This is a genomic window from Phenylobacterium sp. (genome assembly GCF_030651185.1).
Classification (GTDB): Bacteria; Pseudomonadota; Alphaproteobacteria; order Caulobacterales; family Caulobacteraceae; genus Phenylobacterium.
Genome location: NZ_JAUSCJ010000001.1, coordinates 1 through 11,662, shown reverse-complemented (window position 1 = coordinate 11,662; position 11,662 = coordinate 1). Strand labels below are relative to the sequence as shown.

At 69.0% G+C, this 11,662-nt stretch carries 9 protein-coding genes; 4 read left to right on the top strand and 5 right to left on the bottom strand.

Annotated features, from left to right (window positions below; all coding sequences use genetic code 11):
- Positions 1–16 precede the first annotated feature (16 nt).
- Entirely contained in the window at positions 17–379 is a 363-nt protein-coding gene (locus tag Q7J39_RS00045; RefSeq protein WP_304819197.1) for a hypothetical protein, read from the bottom strand.
- Positions 380–558: 179 nt separating this feature from the next.
- On the opposite strand from Q7J39_RS00045, the gene Q7J39_RS00040 reads away from it, so the two are divergent.
- The 3 genes from Q7J39_RS00040 to Q7J39_RS00030 all read left to right on the top strand — a co-directional run bounded on the left by Q7J39_RS00040 (position 559) and on the right by Q7J39_RS00030 (position 3,436).
- Entirely contained in the window at positions 559–1,530 is a 972-nt protein-coding gene (locus Q7J39_RS00040) for an SDR family oxidoreductase (RefSeq protein WP_304819195.1), read from the top strand.
- Positions 1,531–1,866: 336 nt separating this feature from the next.
- Positions 1,867–2,928 carry a histidinol-phosphate transaminase gene (gene hisC / locus Q7J39_RS00035; RefSeq protein WP_304819192.1) on the top strand — a complete coding sequence of 354 codons (1,062 nt, stop codon included), beginning with the start codon at positions 1,867–1,869 and terminating at the stop codon, positions 2,926–2,928.
- A 100-nt stretch (positions 2,929–3,028) separates the two neighbouring features.
- Positions 3,029–3,436, top strand: coding sequence for a hypothetical protein (locus Q7J39_RS00030; RefSeq protein WP_304819190.1), 408 nt, complete (start codon positions 3,029–3,031; stop codon positions 3,434–3,436).
- A 5-nt stretch (positions 3,437–3,441) separates the two neighbouring features.
- Here Q7J39_RS00030 and Q7J39_RS00025 read toward each other — a convergent pair whose 3' ends face one another.
- Positions 3,442–4,599, bottom strand: coding sequence for a Gfo/Idh/MocA family protein (locus Q7J39_RS00025; protein WP_304819188.1), 1,158 nt, complete (start codon positions 4,597–4,599; stop codon positions 3,442–3,444).
- A gap of 92 nt (positions 4,600–4,691) precedes the next feature.
- On the opposite strand from Q7J39_RS00025, the gene Q7J39_RS00020 reads away from it, so the two are divergent.
- Positions 4,692–6,392: a class I adenylate-forming enzyme family protein gene (locus Q7J39_RS00020; protein ID WP_304819185.1), complete on the top strand. Its 1,701-nt coding sequence runs from the start codon at positions 4,692–4,694 to the stop codon at positions 6,390–6,392.
- Positions 6,393–6,649: 257 nt separating this feature from the next.
- On the opposite strand, the gene Q7J39_RS00015 is transcribed toward Q7J39_RS00020, so the two are convergent.
- The 3 genes from Q7J39_RS00015 to Q7J39_RS00005 all read right to left on the bottom strand — a co-directional run.
- Positions 6,650–9,787, bottom strand: coding sequence for an efflux RND transporter permease subunit (locus tag Q7J39_RS00015; RefSeq protein ID WP_304819330.1), 3,138 nt, complete (start codon positions 9,785–9,787; stop codon positions 6,650–6,652).
- A 25-nt stretch (positions 9,788–9,812) separates the two neighbouring features.
- Positions 9,813–11,063, bottom strand: a complete 1,251-nt coding sequence (locus Q7J39_RS00010; RefSeq protein ID WP_304819183.1) for an efflux RND transporter periplasmic adaptor subunit — start codon at positions 11,061–11,063, stop codon at positions 9,813–9,815.
- On the bottom strand, positions 11,063–11,662 hold a 600-nt coding region (locus tag Q7J39_RS00005), incomplete at its 5' end, for a TolC family protein (RefSeq protein ID WP_304819180.1). The genes Q7J39_RS00005 and Q7J39_RS00010, both read right to left, overlap by 1 nt.

Genomic DNA, 11,662 nt, shown 5'->3' with positions numbered 1-11,662 from the left:
CAACCCCCGGTGTCGATCAGCCGGTCTGGGCGGAGCTCAGATAGGCGCCGTAGCCCAGGGCCTCCAGCGCCAGGCGCAGGCCGTCCTGGTCCACCGATCCCTTGGCGCTGTTGGCCGCCGATCCCTGGTCCTGCAGGCGATAGACCGTCCAGTCGGGGCCATCGGGCGGGCAGGCGCCGGGCGCCAGCAGCATGTGGCGCCAGCCCACCAGGGGCGGCTCACGCCCCGGCGCGATGTCGAATTCACTGTCGTGGAAGGCCAGGTCCATGCTCGCGGCACGGGCTTCGGCCACCCGTTGGCTCAGCCAGACATCGAAGGCGTCAAGGATTTCGCGGGCCGACAGGGCCCCGGCGTTGGCGATTTTGCTGATCTGATCCAAGGGAATAGGCCCGCTTCTGTTCAGCGTCAGAGTGCCGCGCCCCCGTGAAGGCCGGGCCAAGAAATCCAGTGAATAGGGGTTAAGCACGCCGCCGCTCTGGGGCCGCCGCGCCTGACGCCGGGTCACGCTTCCGCACGCGCCCGCTTGGGTCCAAGCTCCCGGCAAAAGGGAGAGACGCGATGAAGGACTTCACCGGCAAACTGGCAGTGATCACCGGTGGCGGCACCGGCATGGGCCGCGAACTCGCCCGCCAGTTGGTGGCCCAGGGCTGCCACGTAGCCATGTGCGACGTCTCGGCGGCGAACATGGCTCAGACCATCAGCCTCTGCCAGGGCGACCGCATCCCCCAGGGCGTGCGCATCACCGCCCATGTCGCCGACGTCTCCGACGAGGCCGCCCTGCAGCGCTTCCGCGACGAGATCGCCGACCAGCACCAGACCGATCACATCCATCTGCTGTTCAACAACGCCGGCATCGCCGGCGGCGGCAGCATGGTCACCGACAGCCGCGCGGCCTGGGAGCGGACCTTCAATGTCTGCTGGGGCGGGGTCTATCTGGGCTGCCGCACCTTCCTGCCGATGCTGATCGCCGCCGAGGAGGGCCACATCATCAACACCTCCAGCGTGAACGGCTTCTGGGCCACCATCGGCCCCAACACCTCCCACACCTCCTATGCGGCGGCCAAGTTCGCGGTGAAGGGCTTCACCGAGGCCCTGGTCACCGACCTGCGGCTGACCGCCCCCCACGTGAAGGCCAGCGTGGTCATGCCCGGCCACATCGGCACCGCCATCGTCGCCAACTCCCGCAAGGTCCAGGGCAATACCGAGAGCGACGAACTCAGCGCGGAAGAACTTGCCGCCGCCCGCGAGCGCATGACGGCGGCGGGCATGGACACCAGCCAGGTCCCCGACGCCGCCATCCAGGCCATGGTGGCCGAGGGCGCGCGGCGCTTCGAGCAGGACGCCCCGATGACCGCCGCGGCCGCGGCCACGGTGATCCTCGACGGGGTGAAGGCCGAACGCTGGCGCATCCTGGTGGGCGATGACGCCCACCTGCTGGACGAATGGGTCCGCAAGGACCCGGAAGTCGCCTACGAACCGGCCTTCTACGAGGCCTTCGTCAAGAAGGTCGGGTGGAAGCTGGGGGGGTGAGGCGCGGCGGCTCGCGCTTGCGAGCCGCATGCGATCGACAACCATTTGTCGATCGCCGCGACGAACGCACGCGTCGCCGGACGCGGGCCGGAGGTTAGGGGACGCCAATCCTTCTCCCCTTGCGGGAGAAGGTGGCCCTGCGGAGCAGGGTCGGATGAGGGGTCGATAGGCCTCTCGGGTCAGGGCGGTTGGATGATGCGCGGAGAGGGTGGGGCGACCCCTCATCCGACCGGTCTCCGACCGGCCACCTTCTCCCGCAAGGGGAGAAGGAGCGCGGGTGCGGAATGGCTCGTTCCGTGGCACAGACCTCGGCGCAATGCCAAATCGAGGACCCGCATGAGCCGCCTCTGGAGCGACCTGACCCACACGCTCTCGCCCTATGTACCGGGCGAGCAGCCGCGCATTCCGGGCCTGATCAAGCTCAACACCAATGAGAGCCCGCTTGGCCCCTCGCCCAAGGCGCTCGCCGCCATCGCCGGCCAGGCCACCGGCGACCTGCGCCTATATCCCGACCCCGAGGCTACCGAACTGCGCCAAGTCCTGGCCGCCTATCACGGCCTCGACCCAGCTTGCGTCTTCGTCGGCAACGGCTCCGACGAGGTCCTGGCCCACGCCTTCGCCGCCCTGTTGAAGCACGACGCGCCCCTGCTGTTCCCCGACATCAGCTACAGCTTCTATCCGGTCTACTGCCGCCTCTACGGCATCGAGGCGCAGACCATCCCCCTGGACGAGGCCTTCAGCGTCCGCGTCGCCGACTACCGCCGCAGGGCCGGGGCCATCATCCTGCCCAACCCCAACGCGCCGACCGGCGTGGCCCTGCCGCTGGCGGACATCGAGACCCTGCTGGCCGACCACCCGAACGCCCCCGTGGTCATCGACGAGGCCTATGTCGACTTCGGCGCCGACACCGCCATCCCCCTGATCGCCGCCCACGACAATCTGCTGGTGGTCCGCACCTTCTCCAAGAGCCGGGCGCTCGCCGGCCTCCGCGTCGGCTACGCCCTGGGCCACCCCAGCCTCATCGCGGCCCTGACCCGCGTGAAGGACAGCTTCAACTCCTACCCCCTCGGCCGCCCCGCCCAGGCCGGCGCCATCGCCTCGGTGCAGGACGAGGCCTGGTTCCGCGAGACCCTGGCCACCATCACCGCCACCCGCGCGCGCATGGTCGAAGACCTCACCGCCCTGGGCTTCGAGACCCTCCCATCCCGCGCCAACTTCGTCTTCACCCGCCACCTGCAGCACAGTGGCGCAGCCCTGGCCGCGGCCCTGCGCGAGCGCGCCATCCTGGTGCGCCGCTGGGATGCGCCGAGGATCGGGGACTATCTGCGGATCACGGTGGGGACGGGGGAGCAGACGGACAGCCTGCTCGCGGCGCTCTCCGAAATCCTCAACGCCTGAAGGCTCCCACCTCCTCGCCCCCTTCAGGGGGGGAGGGTAGGGTGAGGGGGCCTCCGCACAGCGGAGGTCTTGCGGGTTATGGGTTTGCAGGAGGTTCGAGATGAAGTTCGGTGAACTGAAGTCGATTGCACACAACATCTCCGCCTCGCTCGCCAGCGGTTTAGGCTTCCTGATCGGCCACCATCAGACCGACATCTTCGGTGACGCGTCGGCCGCGCCGGAGGGCTTCATCGAAGTGGACTTCCTCGCTGGAAAGGTGGTCGGCGGCACGGCCCCTTACAACTTGGCGGCCGCCATCGAGGCATATCGGCTAGGCCTGACGGAGTTGTGCTCGAAGCACGGAGTCGATCCTTCTGCGTTTCGTGAACTGACGACACGATACGAGAGCCATGTCGCCTACGGTCCAAGGTTCACGGTAACTGTCGAAGACCCAGCGGGGCGTCGGTCAATCGATCGCTACTTGGGGTACACCGGAGCCCGCCGGGACGCTCACCTCGGCAAAGAATAGGCGTCTCACCCCCGCGCCTCATCCAACCCCGCCCACATCTCCCCGCAGTCCAGCATGACCCCGGCCGCCATCGCCTGATCGATGGCCATCACCGTCAACCCCGCCTCCATGGCGTCATAGGGCGTCACGGGGAACACCGCCCCGGTCTCCAGCGTCGCCAGCAGGTCCCGCGCCATGGCCTGGTCCGCCCCGTTGTGGCTGTCGGCGGTGACGCCGCCGTAGTCGATCCGCTCCGGCTTCTGGCGGTTCAAGGTCGGGCGGATCATCAGCCTGTTGCGCACCAGGTCCGCGATCATCGTGGCGTCCGTGCCGGCGATGTACCAGCGCCGCTCGGGCAGGCTGACGTGGCTGTTGGCGTGGAAGGACAGCCGCACGCCGTTGGCATATTCCACCATGGCGGTCTGGTGGTCGGTGACGTCCATGTCGCTCTCGAAGGCGTCATTGGCGCCCATCCAGCCGGGGTTGGTGGCGACATAGGCGGGCGAGCCGTCGTCATAGGTCCGGGGCGCCCCGGCCCGCTCTGAGGTGAACACGCGCCGCCCGCCGAAGCTCGCCACCTTGGCGGGCCGCGCGCCCGCGATCCGCCCGAAGATATCGAAGTCGTGGCAGACCTTGTCCAGCAGGTAGCTCCCGCCCCACTCGGCCTTGCGCCGCCAGTTGCGGGCCAGATAGGCGCCGTGCTCGACGTTCAGGTGTTCAGTGGCGTCGATGGAGATGATCTCCCCCAGAGCGCCCGAATCCACGCGCTTGATCACCTCGCGCACGATGGGCATGGAGCGCATCACCAGGCCGATGAACAGCGGCGGGCGGCCGGGCTCGGCCAGGGCGCGGGCCAGGGCATAGGTCTCCTCCACCGTGCGCACGATCGGCTTCTCAGCGAAGATCGGATAGCCCGCCGCCAGGGCCAGGCCGAGGTGGCGCATGTGCAGGTGGTTGGGGGTGCCGATCATCACGAGGTCATAGGGCCCGTCGTGCAGCAGGGCGCCGGGGGAGGGGTAGCTGGTCCCCAGCGGGATCCCCGCCTCGGCCAGGATCGAGGCCCCCACCGGCCCCGGATCGACGTAAGACGCCACGTCCAGGCTCCAGCCGACCTCCTTCATGGCGGCCAGCACGTGGGCGATCCGCTGGCCCAGGCCAATGACGCCGATGCGATAGGTCTTCATCTGGCCGTTCCCCCGTTTCCCGCTTGGCGCACGTCGCGGAATGCCGACACTATGGAGCCACAACCAAAAATCAAAAAACACCGGGACGGAACATGCACTACGCGGAACTCAAGCAGGCCTGGGGCGAACTCACCTCGCCGGGCGCGCCCTTCGAGATCGAGGAGATCGAGGTCCGCGGCAATTCGATCCGCACCTTCAAGCACGCCCCGCCCAACATCCGCGCCATCTGGCTGTCCACCGCGGCCTTCGCCGACCGCACCTACATGGTCTACGAGGGTGAGCGGATAACCTATGGCGAGGCCCACAAACGGGTGAACGCCATCGCCGCCTGGCTGTGGGCCGAGGGCGTGCGGCCTGGCGACCGGGTGGCCATCGCCATGCGCAACTATCCCGAATGGATGCTGCTCTACTGGGCCTGCGTCTGCATCGGTGTCGCCGCCGTGGGCATGAACGCCTGGTGGGTCACCGAAGAGCTGGAATACGCCCTGAAGGATAGCGCCCCCAAGGTGGTGTTCTGCGACGAGGAGCGTCTGGCCCGCATCCTGGAGCGCCCGGAGATGGCGGCCGGGACCCGGCTGATCGTCACCCGCATGGAGAGCCCCCCGGCCGGCGTCCTGCCGTTCGCCGAGGTGCTGTCGCGCGGCGGCGACATGCCCGACGTGCAGATCGACCCCGACGCCGACGCCTGCATCTTCTACACCTCCGGCACCACGGGCTTCCCCAAGGGGGCCCAGCTCACCCACCGGGGCTGTGTCTCCAACCTGATGAACATGGGCTTCTCCGGCCAGGTCCAGGGCCTGGCGACCATGCGCGCCAATGGGATCGACCCGGCCAGCGTGCCGGTCCCCAACCCGCCGGTCGGCCTGATCGTCACCCCGCTGTTCCACGTCACCGCCAACAACTGCGCCGCCTACGCCATCACCGCGGCCGGCGGGACCATGGTGCTGATGTACAAGTGGGACGCGGGCGAGGCCCTGCGCCTGATCGAACGCGAGAAGGTCACCGCGCTGAGCGGCGTGCCGGTGATGGCGCGCGAGGTGATCACCCACCCCGACTTCGCCAAGACCGACACCTCCAGCCTGCTGTCGCTTGGCGGCGGCGGCGCCCAGCTGCAGCCCGACCTGGTGGCCAAGATCGACTCCGCCGTCGCCACGGCCCGGCCCAACACCGGCTACGGCATGACCGAGACCTGCGGGATCATCACCTCGGTCTCCGCCGACTTCTTCGTCGACAAGCCCGACAGCTGCGGCCCGGCCATGCCCACCTTCGAGGCCCGCTGCGTGGACGACGACGGCCAGACCGTGCCGCCCGGCCATGTGGGCGAGCTGTGGGTCAAGGGCGCGCCGGTGATCAAGGGCTACCTCAACCGCCCCGACGCCACCGCCGAGAGCATCACCAACGGCTGGCTGCACACCGGCGACGTGGCCCGCATCGACGAGGATGGTTTCATCTTCATCGTCGACCGCAAGAAGGACATGGTCCTGCGCGGCGGCGAGAACGTCTACTGCGCCGAGGTCGAGGCCGCCGCCTATCGCCACCCCGCCGTCGCCGAGGCCTGCGTGTTCGGCGTCCCCGACGACCGCCTGGGCGAGGAGGTCGGCGCCGCTATCCTCCTGCGTCCCGGCCACACGCTCACGGCTGACGAACTTCGCGCCCACTGCCTGACCGTCATGGCCAAGCACAAGGCCCCCCGCTACGTCTGGTTCCTCGATGAGGCGATCCCGAGGAACGCGTCCGGCAAGTTCCTCAAGCGGGCCCTGCGCGAGAGTTTGAAGGTGGAGGCCGCTGGGTAGACGTCCTCCACATGATCGTCATCCCCGGGCTTGTTCGGGGGACCCATGATCTGCGCCTCGCCGCAGGTCGCTCGGCAAGACCGACCAGTTCTTCCTGAAGTTCCGCAAGCCGTAGAAATTTTCCGCCCCTGTGAAGCGGAGCGGAACGGGGGAGGGGGACCGCCCGAAGGGGGGGCGAGCCTCAAGCTCAGAGCCCGGTCGCGCCCCCTTCCACCGCTACGCGGTCCCCCTCCCCCGTAAACAGGGGCGGAAAGACTCTATCCGCCACCCCGCGCCGCGCCGCGTCCATGCACCATCCGGTAGAGCGCCGGCAGCACCAGCAGGGTGAGGATCGTCGAGGAGATGATCCCCCCGATCACCACGCTGGCCAGCGGACGCTGCACCTCCGCGCCCGCCCCCACATTGAAGGCCATGGGCACGAACCCCAGGCTGGCCACCAGGGCGGTCATCAGCACCGGCCGCAGCCGGGTGAGCGCGCCCTCGGAGATCGCCGCGTCGAGGGGGCGGCCCTCCGCCACCAGGTTGCGGATGAAGCTGACCATCACCACCCCGTTCAGCACCGCCACGCCGGACAGCGCGATGAAGCCCACCGCCGCCGAGATCGACAGCGGCATCCCCCGCAGCAGCAGGGCCGCCACCCCACCGGTCAGGGCCAGGGGCACGCCGGAGAACACGATCGCCGCATCCCTGGCGGAGCGGAACAGGGCGTAGAGCAGGCCGAAGATCAGCAGCAGCACCGCGGGCGCCACGATCTGCAACCGTTTGGTGGCCGAGATCAGCTGCTCGAAGGTTCCGCCATAGGTCACCCAATAGCCGCTGGGGATCTCCACCTCCGCGCCGACCTTGCGCTCCAGGTCCTCGACGAATGAGCCCAGGTCGCGGCCGCGCACATTGGCGGTGACCACCACGCGGCGCTTGCCGTTCTCGCGGCTGATCTGGTTGGGGCCGATCTCCACCTCCACCTTGGCCACGTCGGCCAGCGGCACGAAGCCGCGAGGTCCGTCGCCGGACGCTGTGAGCGGAATCCGCAACCGGCCGACGGCGTCGACATTGCTGCGCAGCGCCTCCGGCAGCCGAACGACAATGTCGAACCGCCGATCGCCCTCGAACACCTGCCCCGCCACCGTGCCGCCGATCGAGGTGGCCACCACGTCCTGGATGTCCTGCACGTTCAGGCCCAGTCGGGCCAGGGCCGCCCGGTCGGGCGTGATCTGCAGCACCGGCAGGCCCGTGGTTTGCTCGACGCCGACGTCCTGGGCGCCCGGCGTGGCCTCGATCACGTCCTTCACCTGCTCGCCGATTGTGGCCAACTTCGCCAGGTCGTCGCCGAACACCTTGACCGCCACGTCGGCGCGGACGCCTGACAGCAGCTCGTTGAACCGCATCTGGATCGGTTGGGTGAACTCGTAGTTGTTCCCCGGAATCTCGGCCACCGCCGCCTCCAGTTCAGCCAGCAGTTGGGTGCGGGGCTTGCGCGGGTCCGGCCAGTCCTTGCGGTCCTTCAGCAGGATGAAGGTGTCGGCCACCGAGGGCGGCATGGGGTCGGTGGCCACCTCCGCCGTCCCCAGCTTGGCCACCACGCGCTCGACCTCCGGGAACCGCTTGATGCGGGCCTCCAGGGTCGACTGCATGCTGATCGCCTGGCTCAGGCTGGTGCCGGGAATGCGCAGGGCGTGCAGGGCGATGTCACCCTCGTCGAGATTCGGAATGAACTCCGAGCCCATGCGGCTGGCCGCGAAGCCGGCCGCCAGGACCAGAAGGACGGCTCCGGCGACGAAGGCGACTCGCAGCCGCAGGGCGAAGGCCAGGGCCGGCTCATAGACCCTGCGCGCACCCCGCATCACCGGGCTCTCCGTCTCCTCGACCTTGCCGGTGACGAACAGGGCCACGGCGGCGGGAACGAAGGTCAGCGACAGCACCATGGCGGCGCTAAGGGCCATGACCACGGTGATCGCCATGGGGTGGAACATCTTCCCCTCCACACCGGTCAGGGCGAAGATCGGCACATAGACGAGCGTGATGATCATCACCCCGAACAGCGACGGGCCGATCACCTCGTCGGTGGCGGTGGCCGCTAGGCCAAAGCGTTCGTCAGAGGTCAACGCCCGGCCCAGGCGGTGCTGCGCCTGGCCGAACCGCCGCAGGCAGTTCTCGACGATGATCACCGCGCCGTCGACGATCAGGCCGAAGTCCAGGGCCCCCAGGCTCATCAGATTGCCGGAGACCTTGCCCTGCACCATGCCGGTGATGGTCAGCAGCATCGAGAAGGGGATGATCGCCGCGGTGATCACCGCGGCGCGGATGTTCCCCAGCAGCAGGAATAGCACCACGATCACCAGCAGGGCGCCCTCCACCAGGTTGGTGGCCACCGTCTTGATCGTGCGGTCCACCAGGTCGGTGCGGTCGTAGATCGGCACGGCCATGACGCCGGGCGGCAGGGCCTTGGCGGCCTCCTCCAGCCGGGCGGCCGCGGCCCGGGCCACGGTGCGGCTGTTCTCGCCCACCAGCATCATCACCGTGCCCAGCACCACCTCGCGGCCGTTCTCCGTCGCCGCCCCGGTGCGCAGTTCCTCGCCCATGCCCACGTCGGCCACATCGGCGATACGGATCGGCACGCCGTTGCGATGGCTGACGATGACGCCCTTCAGGTCGTCGATGCCCGTGGCCTGACCCGGAACCCGCACCAGGTATTGCTCACCGAACCGCTCGACATAGCCCGCGCCGATGTTGGCGTTGTTGCGCTCCAGGGCGGAGATCACCTCGGCCAGGGTCAGGCCATAGGCCGAAAGCCGCTCGGGCAAGGGGGCCACATGGTACTGGCGCTCGAAGCCCCCAACGGTGTTGACCTCGACGACGCCCGGCGTGGTGCGGAGTTGCGGCCGGATCACCCAGTCCTGCAAGGTGCGCAGGTCCTCCGGGCTGTAGGCCTGGCCGTCGGGCTTGCGGGCGCCGGGCTTGGCTTCGACCGTGTACATGAAGATCTCGCCCAGCCCCGTCGAGATCGGCCCCATCTCTGGGGTGACCCCGGCCGGAAGCTGGCCGCGCGCGCCCTGCAGCCGCTCATTGATCAGCTGGCGGGCGAAATAGATGTCGGTTCCGTCCTTGAAGACCGCGGTCACCTGGCTCAGGCCGTAGCGTGAGATCGAGCGGGTGTGCTCCAGCCCCGGCACGCCGGCGATGGCCGTCTCCACCGGGAAGGTGATGCGCTGTTCAGACTCCAGCGGCGAGAAGCCGGCGGCCTCGGTGTTGATCTGGACCTGGACATTGGTGATGTCGGGCGTCGCGTCGATCGGCAGCCGCTGGAAGCTCCAGACGCCCACCGCCGCAGTGACGAAGACCAAGGCCAGCACCGCCCAACGGAAGCGGATCGACAGGGTGACGATGCGCTTCAGCAGGCTGTCGCGCCGGGGGGCGAGGGTGTCAGTGGTCATGGCTGGCCCCTGACTTCTCGATGTCGGCCCGGATCAGGAAGGCGCCGTCGACCACATACTCGGTTCCGGGGTCCAGGCCGCCCAGGACCTCGGTCCATTCCGGCGTCCGGCGACCCAGTTCCAGCATCCGCACCTCATAGGTGTTCCCCACCTTGGCGAAGACCACGGTGAAGTCCCGGAACGTCTGCAAGGCCTTGGTCCTGACCGCCAGCGGCGCCTGTTGGGAGCCCACCGCGAACGATCCTTCGACCCCCATGCCGGGCCGGAAGCTCTGCGCCGCACCTGGTGGGAGATGGGCGTGGGCCATCAGGGTCTGGCTGGCCAGGTCGGCGGTAGGCAGGATAGCCTCCACCTTGGCGATCAGTCGCGCGTCGCCGGACAGCGAGCGCACCTCGACGGGCAGGCCGACGCGGATGCGCTCAGCGTCCCGGGGGAAGACAAAGAACTCGGCGTGAAGCTGGGTGGGATCTGCGATGACGAACAGGGGCTGGTCCCCGGCGACGCCGCCGACATTGGCGTTCTTCTCGATGATCACCCCGCTGATGGGGGCGGGGATCGAATAGGCCTGCAGGCTGTGGCTGGACTCCACCCGTGCCATCGCCTGACCCTTGCGCACGGCTTGGCCCAGTTCGCCCCGCATCGACAGGATACGGCCGGGATACCAGGCCCTGACCTCGGCCTTGCCCTCGGGGGTGATCTCGACGCGGCCCGACAGGTCGACGATCTCGCCGATCAGGGCGGGGCCGGCGATCTCGGTTCGGACGCCTCCGGCCTTGGCCGCATCGGCCGCGATGGTCGTGCGCCCTTCATAGGAGGCATAGATCCATTGGTGGGTGCGGCCGTTCTCCACCGCCCGAACCTTGACGTCGAAGGAGTGAGGCTCAGCCACCACGCCCGCGCCCCGCAGGTAGTCCTCGACGGGGGCGAAGGCGAAGCGGTCCACCTTGCCGCCAAGCCGGGTCAGCTCGACGGTCACCTCCACCGCCTTCGGGTCGGCCGGCTTGTCCTTGCGATAGACGTAGACGTGGAACTCGGGCTCCACCCCGTCCTCGAAGATGGTGAGTTCGGCCGCGAAGTCGCCGTCGCGGAGCATGCGGCCCCGGTGCGGGCCGCGCTCGTACTCACCGGCCGTGGCGTGGGTCTCACCTTCGTCGTGGGCGTCAGGCTTCTGCCCGCAGCCCGCCAGCAGGCCGAGGCTCAAGGCAAGCCCGGTCAGGGCGCGAAAATTCTGGAAGGACATCAGCGGGTCTCCGCATTGGAGAGGAGGGCGGCGTTACGACCGGTCAGCCGGTCGAGGCGCACGCCGTCGAGATGGAAACGTTTCAACAGGTCGATGCGCCGGGACCGGGCCTCGATGACCGCCCTCTGGGCGTCGGCCACCTCAAGATAGGTGAAGGCGCCGCCACCCCGGTTGAAGCCGTCCCGGACCAGGGTGACCGCGCGGGCCGCGCTGGGGGCGACTTCGGCGTCCGTCCGGGCCACCGCGGTCAGGGTCGCCGCGCGCCGTGCGGTCAGGCGCGCGATCTCCCGCTCGTGGTCGAGCCGGGCGGCGGCCATGTCGACCTCGGCCGCCGTGCGCTCGGCCTGGGCGCGCGCGATGCCGCCCTGATTGGTGTCGTAGCGGCCCAGCGGGATCGATCCCCCGATGATCACCGCCACATCGTTGCTCTCCCCGAAGTGCCGCAGTCCGGCCCGCCAGCGGGGATCCTGCACGGCGCGGGCGCGCTCGACCCCGATCCGGGCCTGGCTCAGGTCGCGCTCCATCGCCAGCAGCCGCAGGTCCGGAGTGTCAGCGAGTGTGCCGGCAGGGGCCGCGGCCCGCGGTTCCAGGGCCGAGGC